General features: G+C 62.5%; 21 protein-coding genes, 1 tRNA gene and 1 riboswitch. Of the genes, 10 read left to right on the top strand and 12 right to left on the bottom strand.

What is annotated here, in order from left to right:
- Nucleotides 1-34: 34 nt before the first annotated feature.
- Nucleotides 35-619: a TetR/AcrR family transcriptional regulator gene (locus CRO46_RS17070; RefSeq protein ID WP_101811086.1), complete on the top strand. Its 585-nt coding sequence runs from the start codon at nt 35-37 to the stop codon at nt 617-619.
- Between the two features lie 558 nt (nt 620-1,177).
- On the opposite strand, the gene CRO46_RS17065 is transcribed toward CRO46_RS17070, so the two are convergent.
- Nucleotides 1,178-5,467, bottom strand: a complete 4,290-nt coding sequence (locus tag CRO46_RS17065) for an ATP-binding protein (protein WP_143439061.1) — start codon at nt 5,465-5,467, stop codon at nt 1,178-1,180.
- A gap of 244 nt (nt 5,468-5,711) precedes the next feature.
- Here CRO46_RS17065 and CRO46_RS17060 point away from each other — a divergent pair, with 244 nt between their 5' ends.
- Complete coding sequence (locus CRO46_RS17060; RefSeq protein ID WP_097108997.1) at nt 5,712-6,170, top strand: phasin family protein; 459 nt, start codon at nt 5,712-5,714, stop codon at nt 6,168-6,170.
- Between the two features lie 193 nt (nt 6,171-6,363).
- Nucleotides 6,364-6,440: transfer RNA gene (locus CRO46_RS17055), tRNA-His, on the top strand.
- 108 nt (nt 6,441-6,548) lie between these two features.
- On the opposite strand, the gene CRO46_RS17050 is transcribed toward CRO46_RS17055, so the two are convergent.
- Nucleotides 6,549-6,785, bottom strand: coding sequence for an Lrp/AsnC ligand binding domain-containing protein (locus CRO46_RS17050; protein WP_097108996.1), 237 nt, complete (start codon nt 6,783-6,785; stop codon nt 6,549-6,551).
- A 341-nt stretch (nt 6,786-7,126) separates the two neighbouring features.
- On the opposite strand from CRO46_RS17050, the gene CRO46_RS17045 reads away from it, so the two are divergent.
- The 5 genes from CRO46_RS17045 (at nt 7,127) to CRO46_RS17025 (ending at nt 11,728) form a co-directional block, all read left to right on the top strand.
- Nucleotides 7,127-8,269, top strand: coding sequence for an ABC transporter substrate-binding protein (locus CRO46_RS17045; protein WP_097108995.1), 1,143 nt, complete (start codon nt 7,127-7,129; stop codon nt 8,267-8,269).
- 128 nt (nt 8,270-8,397) lie between these two features.
- Nucleotides 8,398-9,318, top strand: coding sequence for a branched-chain amino acid ABC transporter permease (locus CRO46_RS17040; RefSeq protein ID WP_097108994.1), 921 nt, complete (start codon nt 8,398-8,400; stop codon nt 9,316-9,318).
- On the top strand, nt 9,311-10,300 hold the full coding sequence (locus CRO46_RS17035) for a branched-chain amino acid ABC transporter permease (protein ID WP_097108993.1): 990 nt from the start codon (nt 9,311-9,313) through the stop codon (nt 10,298-10,300). The genes CRO46_RS17040 and CRO46_RS17035 overlap by 8 nt, the downstream gene beginning before the upstream one ends.
- Nucleotides 10,293-11,045 carry an ABC transporter ATP-binding protein gene (locus CRO46_RS17030; protein ID WP_097108992.1) on the top strand — a complete coding sequence of 251 codons (753 nt, stop codon included), beginning with the start codon at nt 10,293-10,295 and terminating at the stop codon, nt 11,043-11,045. Before CRO46_RS17035 ends, CRO46_RS17030 begins: the two co-directional genes overlap by 8 nt.
- Nucleotides 11,042-11,728: an ABC transporter ATP-binding protein gene (locus tag CRO46_RS17025; RefSeq protein WP_097108991.1), complete on the top strand. Its 687-nt coding sequence runs from the start codon at nt 11,042-11,044 to the stop codon at nt 11,726-11,728. The genes CRO46_RS17030 and CRO46_RS17025 overlap by 4 nt, the downstream gene beginning before the upstream one ends.
- A 54-nt stretch (nt 11,729-11,782) precedes the next feature.
- On the opposite strand, the gene CRO46_RS17020 is transcribed toward CRO46_RS17025, so the two are convergent.
- From CRO46_RS17020 to gcvT, 6 genes are all read right to left on the bottom strand, one after another.
- Nucleotides 11,783-15,076, bottom strand: a complete 3,294-nt coding sequence (locus tag CRO46_RS17020; protein ID WP_097108990.1) for an efflux RND transporter permease subunit — start codon at nt 15,074-15,076, stop codon at nt 11,783-11,785.
- 10 nt (nt 15,077-15,086) lie between these two features.
- On the bottom strand, nt 15,087-16,280 hold the full coding sequence (locus tag CRO46_RS17015) for an efflux RND transporter periplasmic adaptor subunit (RefSeq protein WP_179759099.1): 1,194 nt from the start codon (nt 16,278-16,280) through the stop codon (nt 15,087-15,089).
- 11 nt (nt 16,281-16,291) lie between these two features.
- Complete coding sequence (locus tag CRO46_RS17010) at nt 16,292-16,915, bottom strand: TetR/AcrR family transcriptional regulator (RefSeq protein WP_097108988.1); 624 nt, start codon at nt 16,913-16,915, stop codon at nt 16,292-16,294.
- A gap of 342 nt (nt 16,916-17,257) precedes the next feature.
- Complete coding sequence (gene gcvP / locus CRO46_RS17005) at nt 17,258-20,110, bottom strand: aminomethyl-transferring glycine dehydrogenase (protein ID WP_097108987.1); 2,853 nt, start codon at nt 20,108-20,110, stop codon at nt 17,258-17,260.
- A gap of 8 nt (nt 20,111-20,118) precedes the next feature.
- Nucleotides 20,119-20,481 carry a glycine cleavage system protein GcvH gene (gcvH, locus tag CRO46_RS17000; RefSeq protein ID WP_097108986.1) on the bottom strand — a complete coding sequence of 121 codons (363 nt, stop codon included), beginning with the start codon at nt 20,479-20,481 and terminating at the stop codon, nt 20,119-20,121.
- A gap of 19 nt (nt 20,482-20,500) precedes the next feature.
- A complete protein-coding gene (gene gcvT, locus CRO46_RS16995; protein WP_097108985.1) occupies nt 20,501-21,640 on the bottom strand; it encodes a glycine cleavage system aminomethyltransferase GcvT in 1,140 nt (379 codons plus the stop codon).
- 147 nt (nt 21,641-21,787) lie between these two features.
- Nucleotides 21,788-21,875, bottom strand: a riboswitch (glycine riboswitch).
- 190 nt (nt 21,876-22,065) lie between these two features.
- Here gcvT and CRO46_RS16990 point away from each other — a divergent pair.
- Nucleotides 22,066-22,455: an antitoxin Xre-like helix-turn-helix domain-containing protein gene (locus CRO46_RS16990; RefSeq protein ID WP_097108984.1), complete on the top strand. Its 390-nt coding sequence runs from the start codon at nt 22,066-22,068 to the stop codon at nt 22,453-22,455.
- Complete coding sequence (locus CRO46_RS16985; protein ID WP_097108983.1) at nt 22,452-23,141, top strand: RES family NAD+ phosphorylase; 690 nt, start codon at nt 22,452-22,454, stop codon at nt 23,139-23,141. The genes CRO46_RS16990 and CRO46_RS16985 overlap by 4 nt, the downstream gene beginning before the upstream one ends.
- 21 nt (nt 23,142-23,162) lie before the next feature.
- Here the strand turns inward: CRO46_RS16985 and CRO46_RS16980 are convergent, their stop codons facing one another.
- From CRO46_RS16980 to CRO46_RS16965, 4 genes are read right to left on the bottom strand one after another with little or no spacing between them, the layout of a single operon-like run.
- Nucleotides 23,163-24,011 (bottom strand): metal ABC transporter permease, encoded by an 849-nt coding sequence (locus tag CRO46_RS16980; RefSeq protein WP_097108982.1) that lies wholly within the window; start codon nt 24,009-24,011, stop codon nt 23,163-23,165.
- Nucleotides 24,011-24,877, bottom strand: a complete 867-nt coding sequence (locus CRO46_RS16975) for a metal ABC transporter permease (RefSeq protein WP_097108981.1) — start codon at nt 24,875-24,877, stop codon at nt 24,011-24,013. The genes CRO46_RS16980 and CRO46_RS16975 overlap by 1 nt, the downstream gene beginning before the upstream one ends.
- The gene (locus CRO46_RS16970) at nt 24,874-25,782 is read right to left on the bottom strand and encodes a manganese/iron ABC transporter ATP-binding protein (RefSeq protein WP_097108980.1); all 909 of its coding nucleotides are present in this window, start codon (nt 25,780-25,782) and stop codon (nt 24,874-24,876) included. Before CRO46_RS16970 ends, CRO46_RS16975 begins: the two co-directional genes overlap by 4 nt.
- Nucleotides 25,779-26,669 (bottom strand): metal ABC transporter substrate-binding protein, encoded by an 891-nt coding sequence (locus CRO46_RS16965; protein ID WP_097109053.1) that lies wholly within the window; start codon nt 26,667-26,669, stop codon nt 25,779-25,781. The genes CRO46_RS16970 and CRO46_RS16965 overlap by 4 nt, the downstream gene beginning before the upstream one ends.
- Between the last annotated feature and the right edge of the window lie 91 nt (nt 26,670-26,760).

Raw genomic sequence — 26,760 nt, 5'->3', positions numbered from 1 at the left:
TAACTTGCCAATGGTAAGACAGCAAGAGAAAAATATGACAGCTACTGATACCCATGAACGGATCTTGGAGGTTGCGAGGCAATTGCTGTCGGAAGGAGGCGTGAGCGCAATTACTTTTGACGGTATTGCCCGAAAAATCGGCCATTCAAAGCAGGCTGTTCTTTACTGGTATCCAAACAAGCGCGCCCTGCTGACAGGGCTGCTTTTCCCATGGTTTCAACTCGAAGTTGATTGTGCGTTGGATGCGATCGCGCCGGAATCTGTCCGGAACAAAGTGATTTCGAAATTTGTGCACACGATTGCGTCTTTTCATCTGCAGGACATAGAGCGGTTTCGTATGATGTATTTGCTGCCGCAGTTGGAAAAATCGAGATTGGCATCCGAATTGCTGAAGCCTGATATGAGACTACACGAGGCTACGAGCCGACTTTACACCGTGCTCGCAGCTAAGTTTGGAGACGGTTCGAAAGAGAACCGCATGGAAGCGTTCAATTTACACGCGTCAGTTCTTGGCCTGATTACAATGATCGCGCTGACAGAAGCGGTTAACGATCCGCTGAAACACAGCCATGAAGACTTGGTCAGGAACTTAGCCAACCAGCTAAGCTCGCGGACATGAAGCAGGAACCGTTCCGCATCATTATTCAGGGTAATCAGCCAATGTAACGAAAGTCCCGCCAGAGGAGCCGTATCCTGCTCGGTAGCGATGGCTGTGCAGAAGTAGCAAATTGGAAACAGTTTACGATCATGTAGAGGGTAGCAATTGACACTTTGGGCTCAGCGGAATGCGCTGACGTCGTTCCAGGGGAGGAAACGCTGCTGGATGGATATCCGCTTTATGTGAATCCACCTAACTCTCTGCGCTTGCGGCGAATTTGTACATTCCGTCGGCCCGCCATCGTTTTGCCGTTTCATCCATCACGGTTAACCGAAGCTGACCCGGAATTTTAACCACGTCCGGCGATGCCATCTGGTTCAGTAAAGTCTTAATCAAGCTGGAAAGGACCGGGCAAGGGTTGATGCGCAAAAGTGCAATCAACCTTGGGTGGCCATAGCGCCGTTCCAGGTGTTGGTTAGCACTGATGCAGAACTTCAAACGGGGACCCGGAGAAGGTCCCCGTCTTTTTTCTAACCCACTGGCAAACGGTCTCACATTGCATCTGATGTCGTTGAGGTATCAATCGGCCAGCACCCGCTGCGGCGGGAAGGAGATGGACACCAGCGTTCCTTCGCCCGGGGCCGAGACGATCTCGAATTGCGCCCGGTTAGCTTCGACCATGGCTTTCGTCAGCGGCAGGCCGAGGCCGGTTCCGTCGCCGCGCTGCCGCGGGCCGGTGCCGACCTGGCCGAATGGCTTCATCGCCTGCTCGAGCTCCTTGCGGTTCATGCCGATACCGGTGTCCCGGATGCGCAGCACCACATTGCCCGAGGGCTCATAGGAGGTCGACACCACGATCTGGCCGCCCGATGGCGTGTAGCGGATGGCATTCGACAACAGGTTGAGCGCGATCTGCTTGATCGAGCGCTGGTCGGCGACCACCTCGGGCACGCTGGCCGAAAGGCTGGTCCGGATGATCACCCTCTGGCTGTTGGCCATCGGCTGCAGCAGCGCCACGCTCTCGGCCAAATGGTCGTTGAGCGAGACCGAGACAAACTCCATGCTGACCTGGCCGGCTTCGATCTTGGAAATGTCCAGGAGGTCGTTGACGATATCGAGCACGTGCTTGCCGGAGTTGCCGATGTCATGGGCATATTCGAGATAGCGCGGGCTGCCGATCGGACCGAACCGTTCTTCCACCATCATTTCGGAGAACCCGATGATGGCGTTGAGCGGTGTGCGGATCTCGTGGCTGACCCGGGCCAGGAAATCGGACTTGTGCGAATTGGCGGTTTCCGCTGCGCGCTTGGCGTTGCGCAGCTCCTCCTCCGTCCGCTTCCAGTTGGTGATGTCGCGCAACACCGCGCAATAGCCGTTCGAGCCGGTGAGCCGTCCTATGGTCATGAACAGCGGCAGGAACCCGCCTGACGCCTCCCGACCGATCACTTCGCGGCCGTCATTGAGCACGCTCGAAACCCCGTGATCGGCAAGGCCGGTGACATAGTCCATCACCGCGCGCTGGCTTTCATGGGCGAACAGCATGGCAAAGGGCTGATCGCGGGTCTCGCTGTCATCATAGTTGAACAGCGCACAGGCGGAGCCGTTCATCGAGCGGATGGTGCCGTCATTGTTGAGGATCACCACACCGTCGGTCGCGGTCTCCAGAATAGAGCGCAATTCCTGCGCCTCGATCACGAGGGCATTCTCACGCGACAGCGTCTCGGACTTTGGGGCCGGGTCATCCTTTGCCTCAGCCAGCGGGATAACCGTGGCCGCTTCGGCGGCCGGGGCAACGGCGCTCTCGCGGGGCGACAGCGCCAGCAGCAGGGCCTGGCCATCCCGCCAATTGACCGACCGGAGCCGTGCGGTGATTTCGCGCCGGCTGCCGTCACCGCGGCGCACGAACAGGCCGCCATCGCTTGCTTCGTCGTCCGCGTCCGGGCGTTCGAGCAGGTGGTCGAGCCCACCGCAATCGCTCAGCTCCTCAAGCGAGGTGTAGCCCGTCAGCTCGAAGAAATCGGCATTGCCATGGATAAGCTCATCGCCCGAATGCACCAGCAAAGCCGCAGGGATCGCATCGATGAGACCGGCATCAAGGCCGGCGGACATGCCCTGCCGGCGCGGCAGTGCAAAGGCCGATGGCAGCGGCGCATCGGGCGACGCCGGATCGGTTTCGGCTTGCCCCGTGCCGGCTTGCCCTGCGCCGCCTTGTTGGACCGGCCTGGCCTGGTCACTGCCGGCGTCATCAGCACGGGCAGCGGTTTCTGCCGGTTCGGAAGCGCTCTCCTGCTGATCCGCGCCTGCTGCGCCATCGCTGCCGGCGCTTCCGGACTGGCTGTCTGGCTCGCCGGGCTGCGCTTCTGCGGCAACACCGGTCTGGCCGTCGTTTTCGGCAGCCTGCTGTCTGCCGGAGGCCGGCTGCTCCTGCGGCAGGACCGGCGGCGCCGATTCCGCTCCGGCATCCGCTTTGTCGGTTGTCTTGTTCCGGCCCTCGGCCTCCGCGTTTGCCTTGCTCAGTCGGGCGCCGATCTCGCGGAACGCGGCCTGCTCGCCGGGAGAAAGACGTTCCATCGGGGTGCGCGGCCGGCGGGCTTCCAGATCGATGATCTTGTCGCTGTCGCGCCGCATCGGGGTCTCGACAAGCCGGATCGCCGGGCGCTCGCCCATGAAGGGGTCATTGTCCGCTTCCGAAGTATCGCTCGCGGACTCGTCTGCGGGGTCTCCGGTTTCGGCGGTGTTATCCCGGCCGCTCTCTTCGCCAGTGCTGTCGGTGCCAGTGCTGCCGGAGTCAGTGCCGTCCATCCTTGCAAGATCATCGATGTCCCGCTCGAGATCGCGCATCTCGAGCTCTGACTGGTCTTCGACCGGCAGATCTTCATCGCGGGTGAACCCGGCTTCTCCGCCCAGCTGATCATGGGTTTCCTCGGCAGGACCGGCCTCCTGCGCTTCGGCCGCCGGTCGCGAAACGCTGCCGGGCACAAGTGCAAGTCCCAGCGCTTCCGGGTCCTTGCGGGTTTCGCCGGTGCGGACGATGCCAAAGCCGCGGAAGCCGTCGAAGCGCCGGTCGCGGGTATAGGTCGGCAGAGCGGCGAGATCGACCGGGGTGACAAGATCGGTACCCTGGACCGGCCAGAACACGGTCTTGCCGGACCAGGTGTCGCGGCGGTTGAGCAGATCCGAGATGATGTGGTCGGGGTCGAGATTGAAGACCCGCGCCAGATCCGGGAACTTGCGGCCAATGATGTCGGCCGAATGCGGACCGACGGCGGCTGCGAATTCCGGGGAAACCTCGCTGAATTCGCCGTCCTTGTTGATCTTCCAGACAAAGCGAGCCGGCTTGCGGTTCGGATCGAAGCGGAACTGCCGTTCCGCGGATGCCGGGTTTTCGGCAGATGCTTCATCGCCAGCCCCGTCCATGCCGGCGTATTCATCCTCAACGTCAGGTGCATCTTGCGCAGTGGCCGGAACGGTTTTCTCGCTGGTCTCGTCGGCTGCAACGGTATCGTCGACCGGGGTTGCGGCCAGCTCTTCGTCGCCGGTGCCAGCTTCACCATCATCGACAGGTACAGAATGCCCGCTATCAGCCTCGGCTTCGACGGCTGTAACGTCGGAGGGGTCAGCGGCCTCGGCGATAGTGCTTTCGGAACCGTCGGCTTCGGCGCCGTCGATGACCTGTTCTGTCGCGGCGTTCTCCGCGTCGCCGGCCCGATCGGCGGACCGTTCCTCTTCTTGAGGCACTTCGTTGTCCGCCGCTGGAGCCTGGGTGTCGGTTGCGCGCTCATCCGCGAAGGATGGCACCTCGAGGCCACGGGCGTCCTCGAATGCGGTCGGCAGCTTGCTCTCCTGTTCGGCCTTGGCCAGCCGGGCATTGAGTTCGTCACGGATCCGGCGCGTATCAAAGAAAGGCCGCCGGGGTGGTGTCTGTGTACCGGTGGCCTCATCTGAATTTGCTGGCGACCTGGTTTCGGCAGCCGTGGCTTCGGGCCCTTCGTCCTCCGCCTCTGCGGTCTCGGCCGCTGCATCAGCGGTGCCCTTCGCGCTGCCGGTTGATTCGCTCCCGCTCTCCGGCGCATCCGAAGCGCCGGTTGATGGTGCAGAAGAAGCGGTTTCCGGCTCTGACGCCGCGCCCCCGACCGGGATTATTGCTCTGGCCGCTGCCGCAGCCTGGGTTTCGCCGTCGTGCCGGTTCGGAGCCGTCTCTGCAGGCGCGGGCTCGACCGCAAACAGCAGGTGCAGCGCCGGATTGTCCGCCAGCCGACCAATGGCTGTCGGCATCGCGCCGATAGGCGAGGCCGTCATCCGTTTGACCAGCCGGTCGGCAGCGCCGGTGACATCTGCGACCATCCGGTCGATATCGGCGTCTGCGAGACCCAGGTCAGCAAACGTGCTGGTAGCAGCCAGCACCCGGCCGTCCGCGTCGAGAACCGCGACATGGGTGCCGGTGCCTTCAAACCCGGCGATGATCTGGCGGGCCCGCGCGCCGGGCGCCATCACCTGGCCGGGCTGGCTGCTGGTCAGCAGCAAGGCCGGGACACCATCGGGCAGGGTGAAGTCTTGCAGCGTTGCCGGCGTCATCGTGCGCGAGAAGCCGCTGCTTGCCCGCATCATGAAGTTTTGGGGCCTGCCGGTTCGGCCAAGGCCGCTGACCGCGCTTTCGATCTGTCGCCGTGTCGCCGTCTGGCTGTCAAATCCTTCATCCAGCACATCGTAGATATTGGAGAAGCCCAACAGCTGCGCGGCCGCGCCGTTGGCCCACAGCACCTCATCCAAGTCACGGCTGAGCACGGCCACGGCATTGCCCTTGGCGAAATGGTCGCGAACAGCAGCATGAACGGCAAGCTCGATGAACGGATAATGGTGTGCCGGCATAGGTGGTTATCCAGTTTTGGCCAGAATAGCCCCTTCGTGAGGGGGAATTAAGGTTTTATTAATAGCTTTGCCGCTGCCGCCGGTCCAGCAACCCTGGCTTACGGCGCGGGCATTTGTCTTGAAAAGGTTAACGGATATCGCGCTGCAACATTATTGTTGCACTGCACAAAAAGCTGTGCTATACAATGCGCGAAACCGAAACGGGGCCACGAGAGGTCCCTCTGAAACTTCAAGGAGAAGTGACATGGCGACCAAGAAAACCACCGCATCCGCAGATGTATTTGAATTTCCGGCATTCGATGTCTCCAAGATGACCGACAATTACCGCGAAATGGCTGACAAGTCGGTTAATCAGACCAAGGAAGCCTATGCAAAGGCCAAGACCGTTGCAGAAGACGCAACCAAGGCGATGGAGACCACGCTCGAAACCGCACAGGCCGGCACAGTTGAACTGAGCCTCAAGGCAATCGACGCAGCCCGCGGCAATGTCGAGCATTCGCTGTCGCACATGGAAGCCCTGCTTGGCGTCAAGTCGGTCGCCCAGATGATCGAACTTCAGACAGGCTTCTTCCGCAAGCAGGCCGAAATGATGGCTGACCAGGCCAAGACCATGCAGGAAACAGCCCGCAAGGTTGCAGAAGATGTAACCAAGCCCACCAAGGCTGTTGCCGAAAAGGCCATGAGCGAAATCAAGGTTGCCTGATTTTCCCATGCATCGAAGTGAGAAAAGGCTGGACCCATGTCCAGCCTTTTTTATTGCCGCCCTATAGGCGGAATTGGCAATCGGGCCGCTTGTGAAAAAGCTAAAACCCGGCTGATCCCTCTTGCAAATCGAACCTGCTGCCAGTATGTCAGCGGCCATGCAGCCGGGCGAACCGCTCCGACGCTGCGAGCGTGCGATTGTAGCTCAGTTGGTTAGAGCGCCGGATTGTGGATCCGGAGGTCGGTGGTTCGAGCCCACCCAATCGTACCATTCCTCTCCTGCACCAATCAGAACCCGTCACCCGACACCGCATGCGGCGATGAGCGCAATACTTCTCGGCAGGCGTGCCCGGCGGCGGCCGGTCTGCGCTTCGCGCCTTCAGAACGCCTTGAAGGTCAGGATGGTGTGGGTCCGCTCCACGCCCGGTACGGTGTGGATATTGTCGGCGACAAAGCGGCCGATATCGACTTCATCCTCGATGTAGAACTTGGCCATCAGGTCGAACTGCCCGCTGACCGAGTAGATTTCGGAGGCAATTTCGCGATTGGCGATTTCATCGGCAACGGCATAGGCCTGACCCAGCTTGCACTGGAACTCCACGAAAAAACACTGCATCGCCGGTCTCCTTCTGCCTCTGATCCATCAAATCTGTTGTCCCTTGGAATCACGCCGGACGCAATGGTGCAAGGGACAATCGCGGCTAATTTATTTTAAGCTTAAAAAAAGTGCTGGAATTCTGCGAACCGGCTGTTAAGCTCACGGCAATGGCGATGATTGGAGCCGGCGCGTTGACATTCAACGGCAGCTTGCTCCAGTGCTCGAATGACGATGCATGCAGGCCTTCCCTCGCTTTTTGCTGTGGGGCCGGCCTGGATCATTCGCCTGAAGGGGATGAAGCTGCGGCGATCGGATCAGAGACAAGGCCGGCGCTGCATCAAAAACGGAGAGGAAGAACAATGAAAAAGACATTTCTGGGACTGACGGCCGCCGCGTCGCTGCTGGCCGGTGTATCGATGGCTGCAGCAGAGCCAGTCAAGGTCGGCATGATCACCACGCTCTCGGGCGGCGGAGCATCACTCGGCATCGACGTCCGCGACGGTTTTCAGCTGGCGCTGAAACAGTCGGGCAACACCGATGTTGAACTGATCATCGAAGATGACGCCCGCAAGCCCGATCTCGCTGTCCAGCTGTCCGACAAGCTGATCCAGTCTGACAAGGTCGACGTCATGACCGGCATCATCTGGTCCAACCTGGCGATGGCCGTGATCCCGGGCGCGGTCGCCCAGGACAAGATCTATCTCTCGCCCAATGCCGGTCCGTCGCAACTTGCCGGCGCGGGCTGCAACGCCAACTACTTCAACGTGGCCTGGCAGAACGACAACCTGCATGAAGCCATGGGCGCTTACGCCACCTCCGCAGACTTCAAGAAGAGCTTCATCCTGGCGCCGAACTATCCGGCTGGCAAGGATGCGCTGACCGGCTTCAAGCGCTTCTTCAAGGGTGAAGTGGTCAAGGAAGTCTACACCCAGCTCGGCCAGACCGATTACGCCGCAGAGATCGCCGAAATCCGCGCCTCGGGTGCTGACAACGTGTTCTTCTTCCTGCCCGGCGGCATGGGCATTGCCTTCATGAAGCAATATGCCGGTGCCGGTGTTGACGTGCCGCTGCTCGGACCGGCCTTCTCCTTTGACCAGGCCATCCTGCAGGCCGTTGGCGATGCGGCGCTTGGCGTCAAGAACACCTCGCAGTGGTCCAAGGACATCGACAACGAAACCAACAAGGCCTTCGTCGAAAGCTTCCAGGCCGAATATGGCCGCCTGCCTTCGCTCTATGCGAGCCAGGGTTTCGACACCGCCAACCTGCTGCTCTCGGCCATGGAAACCGCGTCGATCTCCGACAAGGATGCCTTCCGTGCAGCCCTGAAGGCGGCCAACTTCAAGTCGACCCGCGGGGACTTCAAGTTCGGCAACAACAACCACCCGATCCAGGACATCTATGTCCGCGAAGTGATCAAGGAAGGCGACGTCTACACCAACAAGCTGGTCGGCGTTGCGCTTGAAGATCATGCTGACGCCTACGCGGCCGACTGCAAGATGTAATCAGCTCATCGGGTCCGGGCGCGGCTAGGCACGTCGCCCGGACCCCATGTTTCTGGTGTGTCCAAATGCTCACTGCGCCCTGTGGCATCGATACGGATGTGCGGCGTGAGAATGCGAGCCGGTAGACGATGACTGTCGCCCTTTTTCTCGAACAAATCCTCAACGGCCTTCAGCTTGGCGTCATGCTGTTCCTGATGGCAGCCGGCCTGACCCTGATCTTCGGCGTCATGGGATTGATCAATCTCGCCCATGGCTCGCTGTTCATGATCGGCGGTTTTGTCTGCGCCGCGGTGGCGGCCTGGACCGGGTCGTTCTGGCTCGGCCTGATCGCCAGCCTGATCGCGGCCGCCGCTGCCGGCGCGCTGGTCGAGATCGCGGTGATCCGCAGGCTTTATGACCGCGACCATCTCGATCAGGTGCTCGCCACCTTCGCGCTGGTGCTGATGTTTTCGGAAGCGGTCCGCTTCGTCTTCGGCTCCTTCCCGCTCTACCTCGACCCGCCGGTCTTTCTGGCTGGCCCGGTGATGCTGCCCGGCGATCTGCCCTATCCGGCCTACCGGCTGGCGATCATCATCGCCGGACTTGTTGTCGCCGCGGGCCTCGGATTGCTGATCAGCAAGACCCGGCTCGGCATGCAGATCCGCGCCGGTGAAGCCGATCGCGAGATGATCGCCGCCCTCGGCGTCGATATCCGCTTTCTCTACACCGTGGTCTTCGCGCTCGGTGCAGCCCTCGCCGGGTTCGCCGGCGCTCTTATCGGTGCCATCCAGTCGGTGCAGATCGGCATGGGCGAACCGGTTCTGATCCTGGCATTCGTTGTCATTGTCATCGGCGGTATCGGCTCGATCCGCGGCGCGCTGGTGGCAGCCCTGATTGTCGGCCTGGTCGACACGCTTGGCCGTTTCCTGCTGCCCACCTTGCTGTCGGGCGCCATGGAAGCCTCGGCTGCCCGCGGCGTCGGTTCGGCACTCGCCTCGATGCTGATCTACCTGCTGATGGCCGTTGTGCTGGTGTTCAAGCCAAGGGGATTGTTTCCAGCCAATGCGTGACCTTATTACAGAACATCGTCTCAACATCCTGCTGGCGCTGATCCTGCTTGGCGGACCGCTGATCGCGCATTTCGCCGATGAGCCGTTCCTTGTCACGCTCGCCACCCGCGCGACCATTCTGGCGCTGGCCGGCGTTGGGCTCAACATCGCGCTGGGGCTCGGCGGCCTCGTCTCCTTCGGCCATGCGGCCTTCTTCGGGCTGGGCGGTTATGCGGTGGGCATCCTCGCCAGCCACCATCAGAACTACGAGCCGCTGATGACCGCGCCGTTCCTGATCAACGGCTCCAACCAGATGCTGGTTCTTTGGCTGGTGGCAATCGTCGTCAGTGGTCTGGCGGCGCTGTTCATCGGCGCGCTCAGCCTGCGCACATCAGGCGTCTACTTCATCATGATCACGCTGGCCTTTGCACAGATGATCTACTATTTCGCCATTTCCTGGCCCGCCTATGGCGGTGAGGACGGGCTGTCGATCTATGTCCGCAATACCTTTCCCGGCATCAACACGCTTCGCCCGCTGGATTTCTTCCTGCTCAGCTATGCCGTGCTGATGCTGGTGCTGATTGCCCAGTGGCGGTTGACCGGCGCCCGTTTCGGCATCGCGCTCCAGGCGGTGCGGCAGAACGAGGGCCGCGTCGCAGCCCTCGGGCTTTCGCCCTACCGGATCAAGCTCGCGGCCTTTGTCATCTCCGGCATGATCACCGGGCTGGCCGGTGCGCTCTATGCCGATCTCAACCGCTTCGTCAGCCCGACGATGATGTCCTGGCACCTTTCGGGCGAGATCATGGTCTTCATCATTCTGGGCGGCGTGGCGCGGCTTTTCGGGCCGGTGGTCGGCGCCTGCCTGTTCGTGCTGTTCGAGCATGTCTTCGGCAGCTTCACCACCCACTGGCAGTTCTTCCTCGGCGCGGCACTGCTGGCCGTGGTGCTGTTCGCCAAAGGCGGATTCATTGGCCTTGTTGCGGGGAGGGCGCGTCATGACTGAGCCGGTCTTGAAACTCTCGGGGCTGAGCAAGGCCTTCGGCGCGCTGAAAGTGACCGATGCGGTCGACCTCGATCTGCGCCCCGGCGAGATCCACGCGCTGATCGGCCCCAATGGCGCCGGCAAATCCAGCCTGATCAAGCTTGTCGCCGGCGAGCTAGCTGCCGACGCAGGGGCGATCCACTTCGATGGCCGCGAGATCAGCGATCTCGATCAGATCTCCCGCGCCCGTTTTGGCCTGACCCGGACCTTCCAGGTCTCCTCCCTGATCCCGGAATTCTCGGCCCGCGGCAATGTCATGTTCGCAGCCCAGGCGCGGCGCCGCTCGGTGTTTGGCTTTCTCCGCCAGGTGATCTCCGACAAGGATCTGGTCGGCGATGCCATGCATGCCCTCGACCGGGTCGGTCTCGCTGACCGCGCGGCTGTCCGGGTCAGTGAACTCTCGCACGGCGAAAAGCGGCTTCTGGAAATCGCCATGGCGCTGGCCATGCAGCCGCGCATCTTCCTTATGGACGAACCGATGGCAGGCCTCGGACAGGAAGGCTCTGCCAGGCTGATCGGCTTTCTCGACAAGCTGCGGTCCGAAGCGCCGATCCTGCTGATCGAGCACGATATGGAGGCGGTGTTCCAGCTCGCCGACCGCATCTCGGTTCTGGTTTCGGGCCGGATCATCGCCCGCGGCACTGCTGATGAAATCCGCAATCATCCGGAAGTCCGCACCGCCTATCTCGGGGAGGACGCGGCATGAGCCTTCTGCAAGTCAGCAAGCTCGAAGCCTTCTACGGCGCTTCGCAGGCGCTCTTCGGTGTCGATCTTGAGATCGCCGAGGGCGAGCTGGTGGCGCTGATGGGCCGCAACGGCATGGGCAAGACCACCACCGTGCGCGCGATCACCCGCATGCTCAGAACCACGCGCGGCGAGATCAGTTTTGATGGCAGGGATCTCTCGGTGCTGCCCTCGTTCCGCGCGGCACGGCTCGGCATCGGACTGGCGCCGGAAGGCCGCCGCTGCTTCGCCAATCTCTCCGTCAACGAGAACCTGATGGCCTCGGCGCGGCCCGGCCCCTGGGACATCGGCAAGGTCACGGAGCTGTTTCCCCGGCTCGGCGAACGCATGGACCAGAGTGCGGCCACGCTGTCGGGCGGTGAACAGCAGATGCTGGCAATTTCCCGTGCGCTGATGACCAATCCGCGTCTGCTCATTCTCGACGAGGCGACCGAGGGTCTGGCCCCGGTTGTGCGTCAGGAGATCTGGGCGGCCATCGCCAGGCTGAAACAGGGCGGCCAGTCGATCCTGGTCATCGACAAGGGCTTCTCCGAACTCCGCGCAGTCGCCGATCGCTGCGTTATCCTGGCCCGCGGCGAGACAGTGTGGACCGGGACGCCCGCGGGGCTGACCCGCGAGGTCGAGACGGAGTTTCTGGGAGTCTGACGGTTTCCTTGCCTGAATGAAAAAGGACGGGGCTGATTGGCCCCGACCTTTCTTCTATTCGGCAGCCTGGTGGGTGACCACCAGCTTTGGCCGGTTGCCTCCGGCCTGGCTTTCGAGCTGCGCCAGCCGCTCGCGCAGTTCGGCGATCTCTTCGCTGTTTTCGCCGATGGCGACCGTCATGGCCTCGGGCTCCAGCACCTCGATCTCCTCTTCCTTGGGACCAACGAAGCGGCTGAAGATGCGGCTCAGCAACCGCGACAGGTCGTCCATGATCAGGAAGAACGACGGCACCACCACGAGGCTCAGCACCGTCGAGACGATGATCCCGCCGATCACTGCAATCGCCATCGGTGCGCGGAATGAGCCGCCTTCGCCGACGCCGAGCGCGCTGGGCAGCATGCCGGCCGACATCGCGATCGAGGTCATCACGATCGGCCGCGCGCGTTTCTGTCCGGCTTCGATCATCGCGCCGACCCGTTCGCGGCCGGAGCGGATCAGTTCGACGGCGAAATCGACGAGCAGGATGGCGTTCTTGGTGACGATCCCCATCAGCATCAGGATGCCGATCAGCACCGGCATCGACATGGCGTTGTTGGTCAGGATCAGGCCGGCTGCGACACCGCCGATGGCCAGCGGCAGCGAGAACAGGATGGTGAACGGCTGGATCACGTCCTTGAACAGCAGGATCAGCACCGTGAGCACCAGCATCAGCCCCATCAGCATGGCGTTGAGGAAGCTTTCCTGCATTTCTGCCTGGACTTCCGCATCACCTGCCTCCAGCACCTGTACCCCGGCCGGCAGCTCGGTGGTGGCGACGATCTCGTTGAACCGGTTCTTGGCCGTGTCCAGCGCCACCCCGATCGGAAGGCTGGCGCCGATGGTGGCCTGGCGTTCGCGGTTGAAGCGGTTGATGGTCGAGGGGCCTTGCGTGATGATAATGTCGGCAACGGTCTTCAGCGGCACCGACACGCCCTTCGAGGTGGCGACTCGCAGATTGCCGATCCGGTCGATATCGGCCCGGTAGACCGGATCGAGCTGAACCCGGATCGGGATCTGGCGGTTGTCGAGCGAGATCTTGGCCAGCGCCGCATCAACATCGCCGATGGTGGCGACGCGCACGGTTTCGGCGATTTGCGCGGTGGTTACGCCGAGCCTTGCAGCTTCCTCGGTCCGCGGCCGGATCTGCACTTCCGGACGGGGCAGGGAGCCCGAGACGCTGACGCTCGACAGCACCTTCTCGGCCTTGAGCTTGGGCTCGAGAATGGCGACGGCCCGGTCAATCGCCGCGTCGTCGTTCGAGATCACGTTGTAGGTCAGGTCACGTTCACCGCGATCATTGAGCTTGTAGGCCCTGATGTCGGGAACCACCGCCAGCTTCTCGAAGATTTCGGCTTCGATCTCCGCCTGCGACCGGACCCGGCCCAGCACTTCCATGCGCGGCAGGGAATCGGAGACGAAGGGAACCGCGTCCGCCAGGCCATTGACCACCGTCTTGACAATCGAGTGCTCGATCTTCTCCAGGAGCACGGAGATGGACGCACGGCGGATATCGACCTCGCCCTTGGGCGAGCTGCCGCCGAGAACGAAGACGTTTTCGACATCGTCAATGCCGGCGATAATCTGACGCATGGCTTCGGTGGTGCGATCGGTATCTTCCAGCGTTGCACCTGGCGGCAGTTCGACGCTGATGCTGACACGCGACACATCGTCGGGCGGCAGGAACGAGCCGGGCACCTGCATCAGGAAGTAGACGGCGACCACCAGCGAGCCGATGGCTGCGAGCAGGGTCGTGTATTTCCAGCGCAACGTCTTGGAAATCAGCCAGGTGTAGGCGCGCATCACCGGTCCGCCGCCCTCGGCTTCCTCATGCGCATCGCTGTCGCGCATCAGATAGGCAGCCATCATCGGCGTGATCAGCCGTGCGACAAGCAGCGAGAACATCACCGCCACGGCGACCGTCATGCCGAACTGGATGAAGTACTGCCCCGGAATGCCGGGCATGAACGACACCGGCACGAACACCGCGATGATGGTGAAGGTGGTGGCGATCACCGCCAGCCCGATCTCATCCGCGGCTTCGACCGACGCCCGGTAAGGGGATTTGCCCATGCGGATATGCCGAGAGATGTTTTCCACTTCCACGATCGCATCATCGACCAGAATGCCGGTGGCCAGCGTGATCGCCAGCAGGCTGACCAGGTTGAGCGAGAAGCCGAGAAGCTCCATGACGTAGAATGTCGGGATCGCCGACAGCGGAAGCGCCACCGCCGCAATCAGCGTGGCTCGCCAGTTTCTCAGGAACAGAAACACCACCAGAACCGCCAGCAACGCGCCTTCCACCAGCGTGTGCAGCGCAGACTCGTAGTTGCCATAGGTGAAGAACACGGTGTCATCGACGGGAACCAGTTCCACATTCGGGTACTCGGCCCGGATCTCGTCCAGGGTTTCGTTCACCACTTCGAAGACCGAGATTTCACTGGCGCCTTTTGAGCGGAACACCGCAAACGACACCACCTGATCGCCATTGTAGCGTCCGAAGGAGCGCAGCTCTTCATAGGTGTCCTGCACCGTGCCCAGTTCACCAAGCCGGACGAAACGCCCGTTCGGCAGGGCGATGGTGGTTTGTTCCAGCGACGCCGCATCCTGGGCATCGCCGAGCGTCCGGATCACCTGTTCGCGGGCGCCGACCTCGCCACGGCCCCCGCCGAGATTGGCGTTGGTGGCGCGCAGCTGCCGGTTCACGTCGGCTGCGGTGATGCCGTAGGAATCGAGACGGGCCGGATCCAGTTCAACACGGATTTCCCGGTCCGCGCCGCCGTGTCGGTCGACCTTGCCGACCCCGCGCTGGCCCTGCAGCGCCCGCTTGATGGTGTCGTCGACAAACCAAGACGCTTCCTCGAGCGTCATGTCGGGTGCATGCACCGCAAATGTCATGATCGCCTGGCCCTCGACATCGACCCGTGTGACGATCGGCTCTTCCACCGAGGCCGGCAGATCGCCGCGCACACCGTCAATGGCGTCCTTGACGTCCTGTACCGCCTGGTCGGTCGGCACTTCCATCCGGAAGATCACGGTCGTGTTCGAAATTCCGTCGGACACGGTGGAGCCGATGTCGTCGACGCCGTTGATGCCCGCGACCGCATCCTCGATTTCCTTTGTGACCTGGGCTTCCATTTCGGAAGGGGCTGCGCCCGACTGCACCACGGTGATGGAAACCAGCGGCACGTCGATATTGGGAAACCGTGTGATCGGCAGGGTGAAGAAGGACTGGATCCCGACGATCGTCAGCAGCGCAAATCCGAGGATCGGTGCGATCGGGTTGCGAATGGCCCAGGCGGAAAAGTTCATCTCGGGAGCCTCACTCGGTGATTGCGGCAGTCGTGCCGCTGTCGGTTTCTTCCACCGGCGTGATCCGGTCTCCGTCTCGCACGAAGGCGCCGGCCTTGGCGACGATCAGGTCCCCCTCGGCCAGTCCGTCAATGATCTCCACGCGCCCGCCTTCTCGAATGCCGGTGGTCACCGCAGTGCGGGTGGCGACACCGTCGTCGATCTTGAGAACGCTGGCGCTGCTCCGGGTCATGTTGACCGAGGTGACAGGCACGGTCACGGCATCGCGGCTTGCGACAATGATCTCGGCGTCTGCGAACATTCCGGCACGAAGATTGGCGTCATCGGCGATCTCGATGCGGGCCATGCCCAGGCGTGTCGTCGTGTTCAGCGTCGGATCGACCAGCCGTATGGTTGCTTCGATCGGTCGCTCAGCGCCGATAAGGTGGACCAGCACTTTCTGGCCTTCCGCCACGCGGTGCATGTCGGCCTCGGCGATGTCGGCGCGCAGCTCCAGCTCGCCATCCCGGATGATGGTGAAAAGCGGCCCTGCGCCGGCGCTGGCGATCGCACCGATACGCGCCCCGCGTGCCGAGACGATGCCCGACACCGGCGCCTTGACCTCGCTGCGGGCCAGACGCAGCTCGATGTCCTGCATCTGTGCGTCGATCACGGCAATGTCGGCCTGCGCCACCTTGATCGATTCCTCGACCGAGCGGACCCGCGCCTCAGCTGCTGTCGCCTGGGCTTCGGCCTGTTCCGCCTGCACGGTGGAATAGGTTCCCTGGGCGGCGAGCTTCCTGGCGCGCTCGCTGGCTTTCACCGTTTCGCGGGTGTTGGTTTGAACTTCCGCCAGCTGTGCCTCAAGCTGGGCGATGGCGGCCATGGCCTTGGCACGGTTGGCCTCGAACTGGCTGCGCTGCAGGATCAGCTGATCCTTCGACAGAGTGGCCAGTACGGAGCCAGCTTTCACCTGATCGCCGATATCGGCCTTAAGGCTTTCGATCGCCAGCCCTTCGACCTGCGGCGCCACCAGCACCTCTTCACGGGCAGCAATCATGCCGTTGGACAGCACACGGTCGGTGATCGGGGTTGTCTCGGCCCTGACGGCGATGATCGCGGGCGCCAGGCTGCCGCTGGTTGCTGGCGTCTCCGTGTCTGCGGCGCCCGCGGGCAGGGCCATGGCTGCGAAAAGGGAGAGGGCGAAAAGAAGGGGAGGGCGCATGGCTGGTCCGGTCATTCGGCGGGGAGGGCAGGTGGGGTGAAGATGGTGTCGTGCAATGTCGAGAGGACAAGTTCGCCGAGCGCGACATAGTCCTCGGAACCTGCATCCGCGCCGGTGCAGTATTTTCGCTGGGCAAAACCGTGAACCAGCAACATCAGAAGCTGCGCGCGCGTCTCGAAGATTTCCCGCGCAGCCGCGCTGTCGTCGCCGTGAATGCGAACCAGCGCCATGACGACATTTCTGCGCACCGTTTCGTCCATCGCACACATCAGCGTGGTGATCTCGGGGCATCGGTAGGAAGCGGCCTGAACCTCGCTCCACAGTGCGGCCTTCTCAAACGGCAATGTCTCGATGCGGTGGCGCAGCAGGCTCATGAACGTCACGCCCGGGTTTTCCGAAGACTGAACCGCTTCGAAAAAGGTTTCGATCTCCTCGAGGTCGCGTTTGACCAGCGCCGTGACGATCGCGTTCTTGGAAGAGAAATACCGGTAAAAATTGCCGACGCTCATTTGCGCGGCCTGGGCGAGGTCCTGCATTGACGCGCCCTCGAACCCGTTCGAGGCAAACACCGACTTGACCTGATCGAGAATGTCCGAGGCGCGTTTGCTCGCGGGGCTGGCGGCAGATGTGTCCATGGGACGGTCCTTGGATGGCTGATGCACTGCGAGGCGAGACGGGCTCCCGTGAACTTCCTGCGAAGGCCGATGTCAAACCGGATCACCCGAAATGCTTGCCCGTATCTATAGTGAATGAATATTCATTCATCAAGTGCCGGGACGCAAGCTACCTTAACGTCTAGCCGCGCGGCGGACGGGTGCCCAGGCGCAAGGCGCCCGGGTGCCCAAGTGCACGACGCGCGGAAGCAAAGTGTCGTGCCGCGTTGAGACAAGTTCGCAATGACACGGCTTTGCCGCCATCAGGGGCTGGATACAGAAGAGGCGGCCCTGGAGCCGCCTCTTTCAAACTCGGGGAAGTACTTATTCCGCCGCTTCGGCGTAGTCCGACATCGGCGGGCAGGAACAGACGAGATGCCGGTCGCCATAGACATTGTCGACCCGGTTGACCGGGGCAAAATACTTGGCGTTGCGGATCGCACCGGCCGGGAAGCACGCGGTCTCACGGTCATAGGGCCGGTCCCAGGGGCCGACCAGATCCTCGATCGTGTGCGGTGCTCTCTTGAGCGGGTTGTTCTCCTTGTCGAGCCGCCCGTCCTCGATCGCCCAGGCCTCGTCGCGGATGGCCAGCATCGCGGCACAGAACCGGTCGAGCTCGGCCTTGACCTCCGATTCCGTCGGTTCGATCATCAGCGTTCCGGCCACCGGCCAGCTCATCGTCGGCGCATGGAAGCCGCAATCGATCAGCCTCTTGGCGACATCGTCGACGGTAACGCCTGCACTTTGCACCAGCGGCCGGGTGTCGAGAATGCACTCATGCGCCACCCGCCCCGAGGCCGAGGTGTAGAGCACGTCATAGGCGCCCTTGAGCCGCGCGGCGATGTAGTTGGCATTCAGGATCGCGATCTTGGTCGCCTGGGTCAGGCCCTCGCCGCCCATCATCAGGCAATAGGCCCATGAAATCGGCAGGATCGAGGCTGAGCCATAAGGCGCGGCTGACACGGCACCCGGCTTGCCGTCGGTGACGCAATGGCCGGGCAGATGCGGGGTCAGATGCGCCTTGACCCCGATCGGCCCCATGCCCGGACCGCCACCGCCATGCGGGATGCAGAAGGTCTTGTGCAAATTCAGGTGGCTGACATCGGCGCCGATGTCGCCCGGCCGCGCAAGCCCGACCAGCGCATTGAGATTGGCGCCATCGAGATAGACCTGACCACCGTATTTATGCGTAATCGCACAGACTTCCGCCGCCGTCTCCTCGAACACGCCATGGGTGGAGGGGTAGGTGATCATGCAGGCGGCGAGATTGTCCGCGTGCTGTTCGGCCTTGGCGCGGAAATCGTCGAGGTCGATGTCGCCGTTCTCGCGGGTGCCGACCGCCACCACCGTCATCCCCGCCATCTGGGCTGAAGCTGGGTTGGTGCCGTGGGCGGAGGTCGGAATCAGGCAGACATGGCGGTGCGCATCGCCATTGGCGCGGTGAAAGCTGCGGATCGCCATCAGCCCGGCATATTCGCCCTGCGCCCCGGAGTTGGGCTGCATCGAGATCGCGTCATAGCCTGTGATCTGGCACAGCTTGTCCGACAGATCGTCGATCATCTGCTTGTAGCCCAGCGCCTGGTCGGCCGGCGCAAAGGGATGGATGTCGGCGAATTCCGGCCAGGTGATCGACAGCATTTCCGCCGTCGCATTGAGCTTCATGGTGCAGGAGCCGAGCGGGATCATCGTCCGGTCAAGCGCCAGGTCCTTGTCCGACAGCCGCCGGATATAGCGGGTCATCTCGCTTTCGGCGCGGTTCATGTGGAAGATCGGATGCTGGAGGTATTCCGTCTTGCGCACCAGCGGATCGGCGATCACCGGTTCGGCCAGCATGTCGTTGAACTTGAGATTGCCGCCAAAGGCACGCCACACCGCCTCCACGGTGGCTGGACGCGAGACTTCATCGAGCGCGATGCCGATGCGATCATCGCCGACCTTGCGCAGATTGATGCCTTCGGCCCGCGCTGCCGCGAGGATTTCGGCCTGGCGGCCTTCGGCGAACACGGTGACCGTGTCGAAGAAGATCGCCGGATCGATGATGAAATCAAGCTGCTTCAGCCCGGCCGCCAGCTTTGCCGCCTTGATGTGCACCCGGCCTGCTATTGCCCTCAGGCCAACCGGTCCGTGGAAAACGGCATACATCGACGCAATGACGGCAAGCAGCACCTGCGCGGTGCAAATGTTCGAGGTCGCCTTCTCGCGGCGGATATGCTGCTCGCGGGTTTGCAGCGCAAGCCGGTAGGCCTGGTTGCCACGCGTATCGACTGTGACGCCGACCAGACGGCCGGGCATCGAACGCTTGTAGGCGTCCTTCACCGCCATATAGGCCGCGTGCGGCCCGCCATAGCCGACGGGCACGCCGAAGCGTTGCATCGAACCGACGGCGATATCGGCCCCCATTTCGCCGGGGGACTTCAGCAGCGTCAGCGACAGCGGATCGGCGGCAACGACGGCAATCCCCTTGTGCGCATGCAGCGTGGCGATCACGTCGGTGAAATCATGCACATGGCCAAAGGTGCCGGGATACTGGAAGATCGCCCCGAATACGGTTTCCGGATCCAGCTCGGTGAACGGATCGCCGACGACCACCTCCCAGCCGAGCGGCTCGGCCCGGGTGCGGATTACGTCGATGGTTTGCGGGTGACAGTGGTGGTCGACGAAGAAGGCGGTGCGCTTGGATTTCGAGGCCCGCTCGGCCATCGCCATGGCTTCCGCCGCCGCCGTCGCCTCGTCAAGCAGCGACGCATTGGCAATATCGAGCCCGGTCAGATCGGCGACCATGGTCTGGAAGTTCAAGAGCGCTTCCAGCCGGCCCTGGCTGATTTCCGGCTGGTAGGGCGTGTAGGCGGTGTACCAGGCCGGATTTTCCAGGATTGTGCGCTGGATCACCGGCGGCATGATGGTGCCGTGATAGCCCTGACCGATCAGTGACAGCATCACCTTGTTCTTCTTCGCCGTCGCGCGCAGGTGGTCGAGCACCTCGCGCTCGCTCATCGGATCCCCGAAATCGAGCGGCGCCTTCTGCCGGATCGAGCCCGGCACGGTCTCCTCGATCAGCGCGTCGAGCGAGGACGCCCCGACGGTCTCGAGCATGTCGGCGATCTCCGCCGGTGACGGGCCGATATGACGCCGGTTGGCGAAGTCGTAAGGATTGTAGTCGGTCAGCTTGATGGTCATGGTCTGTCTCAGCCGATCATGGATTTGTAAGCGGCTTCGTCCATCAGCTCATTGGCGCTGTTTGCATCATCGAGCTTGAGCTTGAAGAACCAGCCGGCGCCGGTCGGGTCGGAATTGACCAGCGATGGGTCGTCGGCAATCGCCTGGTTGACCTCGGTGATCTCGCCGGCGAGCGGGCAATAGACGTCCGATGCCGCCTTGACCGATTCCACCGTCGAGGCCTCGCCGCCTTTCTCGAGCTTGGCGCCGACCTCGGGCAGTTCGACAAACACCAGATCGCCGAGCTGTTCGGCGGCGTGTTCGGTAATGCCGACCGTGGCGACATCGCCCTCGATCTTGAGCCATTCGTGGTCTTCGGTGAATTTGAGCATGGTGCTGTTCCTGTTGATTTTAGCGTTTGTAGGTGGAGGGGACGAAGGGCAGGGCGGCAACGGCAAGTTCAAGCCTCTTGCTACGCACTTCTGCAAACACCGTGGTGCCCGGGGTGGCTAGCGTTGCAGGGACGTAACCCATGGCCACCGGGCCGCCGGCGCTGGGGCCGAAGCCGCCGGATGTCACCGTGCCGATGGCCGCGCCGCCGCTGTCGCTCTCAAACAGCTGCGCGCCCGCGCGGACCGGCGCCTTGCCGGCGGGTTGCAGGCCGACCCGAAGCCGCGAGGCGCCGTTTTCGAACTGGCCGAGGATGGTATCGGCGCCTGGAAAACCGCCTTCGCGCGCGCCGCCGGTGCGGCGGACTTTCTGGATCGCCCATTTCAGATTGGCTTCCACCGGCGTGGTGGTCTCGTCGATATCGTTGCCGTAAAGGCAGAGCCCGGCTTCGAGCCTGAGCGAGTCCCGCGCCCCGAGCCCGATCGGTGCGACGTGGTCATCGTCGAGCAGCAGCCTTGCGATGCGGTCGGTCTCTTCCGCGGGCAGCGAGATTTCATAGCCGTCTTCACCGGTGTAGCCCGAGCGCGAGACCACGGCGGGGACACCGGCTATGTCGATTTCGGCCACGTCCATGAACAACATGTCTTCGGCTTCCGGCGCATAGGACGAAAGAACGTTTTCCGCCGCCGGGCCCTGCAGCGCGATCAGCCCGCGGCCGAATTGCGCTTCAATCTCGCAGGTCTCGGAAAGCGCCGCCTTGATGCGCTTGAGGTCGTCGTGCTTGCAGGCGGCGTTGACCACCAGATAGAGATGGTCGCCGCGGTTGGCGACCATGAAATCGTCTTCAAGTCCGCCCTTCTCATTGGTGAACAGCCCGTAGCGCTGGCGGCCCGGTTTGAGATCCGCCACATCGACCGGCGTGATCTTTTCCAGTGCCAGGGCTGCGTCGCGGACATCGCCGCTTTTCGCGCGGATCAGGATCTGCCCCATATGCGAGACATCGAACAGCCCGGCATTTGCGCGGGTGTGCAAATGCTCCTGCATCACGCCCATCTTGTACTGGATTGGCATGTCGTAGCCGGCAAACCCGGCCATGCGTGCGCCAAGCTCGAGATGCAGGGAATGTAGGGGCGTTTTCAGAAGGTCAGCTGTGGTGTCCACGCTGCAGTCTCCATCTCAGGTGCCGGGGTCAACCGCGCACGGGCCAATCGTCAAGCGTCGAACGCTTTCAAACAGCCCCCTCTGTCCTTTTGCCTGAGATTGTTATCCCTTCGGCAGACGCGAAAAAGCGCCATTCTCCAGAGTCCGAGTATTCCGTTGGTCCTTTTGCCTGAGAGTTTCCGGGGCGGTTGCTCCTTCGGCACCGGTATCCACCGGCTTCTCCCAACGGGATTGTGGTATCTAGGCTGAATCTGGCGGAGAAGGCAAGGGGGAGGGCCTGCTGCCGCCCCGTTACCGCTGGTAATGCTATAGTCAGGCCAAGACCAGTGAACGCCCTTATCCAAATCAGACCATATGAACTTGAATTATGTCTCACATGAGCTTAGATATGGTAATCTATCGGGATCACGGTCAGGAGCCGCGCAATGGAAAACCTGGTTCTGGAACGAGCCACGCCTAGCCGTCAGGCAATCGGGCTGAAGGCGTTTGCCCGGATTGCCGATGCCTGGGCACTGACGCAGCGCGAGGCAGCGGCGCTGGCCGACATGTCGGAATCCACCTGGAAACGGGCGAAGAAACCCGGTTTCGCCGGTGATTTGACCCATGACCAGATGCTGCGGCTGAGCGCGCTTGTCGGCCTCTACAAGTCCCTGCAACTCTATTTCAACGAACCGATCGCCGGTGGGTGGGTCAAGCTGCCCAACCGGGGGCCGGAATTCGACGGCGCACGGCCTGTTGATGCGATGATCGCAGGCGGCCTGCCGAAGATCATGCGCGTGCGCAGCTATGTCGACGCGCTCCGGGGGGGCGTGTGAGGATCACCCTGGTCAATGATCGCGCCCTGGTCCGCCTGATTTCCGAAACCCATCACAAGCCTCCGGTCCTTCGCGGGCTTGTCGACAGCGATGAAGAGGCGGCTGTTCTGGCGGATCTCGAGGGCGAGACCAGCGCCCGGCTGATCGCCGAACGCGAGGGCAATCCGGCGCTGGACCGGCGCGAACTGGCCTTCGCCCGGCGCGCGCAGGACCTCAAGCTTTACGGCGAAAGCCACATCAACGCGGCCTTCACCTACACAAGGCCAGGCGGAAACCGCTTCAACAGCGGCGACCGTGGCGCCTGGTATTGCGCCTGGGACATGCTGACCAGTGCGCAGGAAGTCGGCTTCCACCGCACCCGCGAACTGGGCTTTATCGGCCGCTACGAGGACGAGGCGCGCTATGTCGAGCTGCTGGCCGATTTCATCGGCGACTTCCCCGATCTGCATGGCGGCGCTTATCCCGCGCTCGATCCTGACCCGAACAAGGGCTACCCGGCGGGGCAGGCGCTGGCCGCGGATCTCCGCCGCGAAGGCCATCGTGGACTGATCTACCCCTCGGTGCGCCACAAGGGTGGCCGATGCTTTGTCGCCTTCGATCCCGGCATCATCCAGAATGTCCGCCCCGGCGCAAGCTGGAAGCTCGCATGGACCGGTGCGCCGGAGTTCTCGATCGAGGCGAACTGAGAGCGGTCGAGAGAGCCGGCTTCAGTTCTGCGCTACTCTCCGCATCCGCATGTCCCGCACCTGGCTCACCGCCAGTGCGACGACGAACAGGCCGGTCATCGCCAGAACCATGGTCGGTGCCGGTTCGCTGTCGATGTGGTAGCTTGCGAAGATGCCGACGAGCGCCGAGAGCACGACCGATCCGACTGCCACGGTCAGCATGCCGGCAAATGTTCGCGCAACGAGGAAGGCAATGGCGCCGGGGGCGACCAGCAGCGCAATCGACAGGATGATGCCGACGGCTTTCAGACTGGCGACGATCATCAGCGCGATGGCCGTCAGCAGACCGTAATGCAGCCACCCGGTCTTGAGCCCGATGGCCTGCGCATGCAGCCCGTCGAAGGCCTGGGCCACCAGGTCGCGCCACTTGACGAGCAGGAACCCGCCGCAGAGTACTGTCAGCACAGCGGTCGCGCCGATATCCGACCAGGCAACACCGAGCATGTCGCCGAACAGGATATGGTCGAGATGCAGGCTTGAGCGGACGCTGACATGCAGCACGATACCTAAGCCGAACATGCCGGAAAACACGATGCCCATCACCGTGTCTTCCTTGACCCGGCTGTTGGCGTTGAGCCAGCCGGTGGCGACCGCGCAGAAAAGGCCCGCAGCGAAGGCGCCGATCACCAAAGGCAGCCCGGCAATATAGGCCAGGACAATGCCCGGCAGCACGGCGTGGCTCATGGCGTCACCCAGCAGCGACCAGCCCTTGAGCACCATCAGCGAACTCATCGCCGCCATCGGCAGCGCGATCAGGAAGGTGATTAGGAACGCCTTTTGCATATAGGCGAAGCGGAACGGGTCGACGAAAAAGTCCAGCAGGGCCTCCATCATGCCGTTCCTGTCTCCGGGCGCACGCTGCCGCGCGCCTTTGCCCGCTGCGCCAGGATCCCGTGCCGGGGCGCAAACACGAAGGCCGTGAGGAACAGCCCGGTCTGCAGCATGATCACGACGCCGCCGGTCGCCCCATCGAGGAAGTAGCTGAGATAGACGCCGACGAAGGAGGTGATCGACCCGATGGCGACGGCAATCACGATGAGCCGCGGAAACCGGTCAGTGAGCAGGTAAGCGGTCGCGCCCGGCGTCACCACCAGCGCAATCACGAGGAAGGCGCCGACCGTCTGCATCGCTGCCACGGTAGAGGCCGCGAGCAGAGTGAAGAAAACTCCTTTCAACAGATCGGCACGAAGGCCGATCGTATGGGCATGGCTTTCGTCAAAGAAAACCAGCATCAGGTCCTTCCAGATCAGGGACAGAACCACCAGCGTGACGACGCCGATGATCACCAGCTGTGTCGAATCCGCAGGCGTGATCGCCAGCACATTGCCGAGCACGATGGTCTGCACGTTGATCGGCGTCGGCGAGATCGACACCATGAACAGCCCGAGCGCAAAGAAGGAGACGAAGATCATGCCGATGATCGCATCTTCGCGCAGCCGCGTGCGCGCCCGAATTGCGAGCATGGCAGCCGCTGCCAGTCCCCCGGACAAGAACGCGCCCGCCGCGAACGGCAGGCCAAGCATGTAGGCGCCGGCAACCCCCGGTACGATCGAATGCGAGAGCGCATCACCGATCAGCGACCAGCCCTTGAGCATCAGGTAGCACGACAGGAAGGCACAGATCGCACCAGTCAGCGCCGACACCCACATGGCGTTGACCATGTAGCCATAGCTGAAGGGTTCCAGAAGCGCATTCATTTACGGCTGTCTCCCTTAGGTGTGCCGACTTGCATCTGGGCCTTGCGCTCGGCTTCGCCGTAAATCACGAAGGGCCGCTCGTCATCGGTCAGCACGGTGACCTGGCGGGCGTCGTCATCATCATGCAGATCCTCGCCGCCAAGAACGAAGTGCCGGAGCACGCCGCCAAAAGCCTTTTGCAGGTTTCTCTGGGTAAAGACCTCGCTCGTCGGGCCTTCGGCCAGAACGCTGCGGTTGATCAGCACCGCCCGGTCGCAAAACTCCGGTACGCTGCCCAGATTGTGGGTCGAAACCAGCATCACCCGGCCTTCAGCGCGCAGATCCTTGAGCAGCTCGATGATCTGGTTCTCGGTGGTCACGTCGACGCCGGTGAACGGTTCGTCGAGCAGGATCACCTGGCCCTCCTGTGCCAGCGCCCGGGCGAGGAAGACGCGTTTCTTCTGGCCACCCGAGAGCTCGCCGATCTGGCGTTTGCGGTACGCTTGCATGCCGACCCGCTCAAGCGATTGATCGACGGCGGTACGGTCTTGCGGGCGGGTCATCCGGAGAAAGTTCATGTGACCGTAGCGGCCCATCATCACCACGTCCTCGACCAGCACCGGGAACGACCAGTCGATTTCCTCGCTCTGCGGCACATAGGCGACGAGGTTGCGGCCAAGCGCCTCCTTCACGCTCATGCCCATGATGCTGATCTGGCCGTCGGCCAGCGGCACGAAACCCATCAGCGACTTGAACAGGGTCGACTTGCCGCTGCCATTGATGCCGACAAGCGCGGTGATGGAGCCTTTCGGCACCGAAAACGAGGCGCCGTCGAGCGCCCGGTTGCCGTTGCGGTAGACCACCGAAACACCGCGGACTTCCAGGCCGGTCAGACCGGCAGACTGATGCTCAGCGGGTGCGCTCATGGATTTGTGGTCAGTCCTGCGACGATGGTTTCCGAGGTGACGCGGAGCAGGTCGAGATAGGTCGGCACCGGACCGTCGGGCGTCGACAGCGAATCCACATAGAGCACGCCGCCATAGGCGATGCCGGTTTCCCGCGCCACCTGCTGCGCCGGCTTGGGCGAGACGGTGCTTTCGGAAAAGATCACCGGGATGTCGTTGTCGCGGATCAGGTCGATGATCCGGCGCACCTGTTGCGGTGAGCCCTGGCTGTCTGCGTTGATCGCCCAGATCGCGGCTTCCTTCAGGCCGAAGTCCTGGGCCAGATAGGAAAATGCGGCCTCGCTGCTGACCAGCCAGCGTTTGTCCTCCGGCAGCGCCTCGATGGCGGCGCGGATCGGGGCGAAAGTGGCAGCGATCTCCGCCTTGTAAGCCTCGCCGTTGGCCGCATAGGCCTCGGCATTGTCCGGATCGGTTTCCGACAGGGCGCGAACGATGTTGTCGATGTAGATCATGGCGTTGCCCGGCGACATCCAGCCATGCGGATTGGCGCGGCCCTCATAGGCGCCTTCGCTGATTGCGATCGGTTCGACACCGTCAGACAGGACATAGGCTTTCACATCCCCGAGATTTTCCAGGTACCGCTCGAACCAGGTCTCAAGCCCCATTCCGTTCCAAAGCGCGACATCGGCGCCGAGACCGCGCTGGATGTCACCGGGCGTGGGCCGGAACATGTGGATCTCGGCGCCCTCGCGGGTGATCGAGACAACTTCGGCATGCTCACCCGCAACATTGCGGGCCATGTCGGCGAAAACTGTGAAAGAGGTCAGGACCTTTATCTGCGCCAGGGCCGGTGACGCCGGGCCGAAGCTGAGCGCGATGAGGAGAGCAAAGACTGAAAAAAGACGCATGTTGGCTTCCTGCGAATGGTTTGCAAAAAGCAATGTATGCGCATTCCAGGACTTGTCAACGCTTTTGCAAATCATTTGCAACAAAGGGGCG

Source organism: Parahoeflea halophila, assembly GCF_900220985.1.
In the GTDB taxonomy this organism is placed as follows: domain Bacteria; phylum Pseudomonadota; class Alphaproteobacteria; order Rhizobiales; family Rhizobiaceae; genus Hoeflea; species Hoeflea halophila.
Note: the sequence above shows the minus strand (reverse complement) of the source record. Positions and strands in the feature narration are given on the sequence as shown.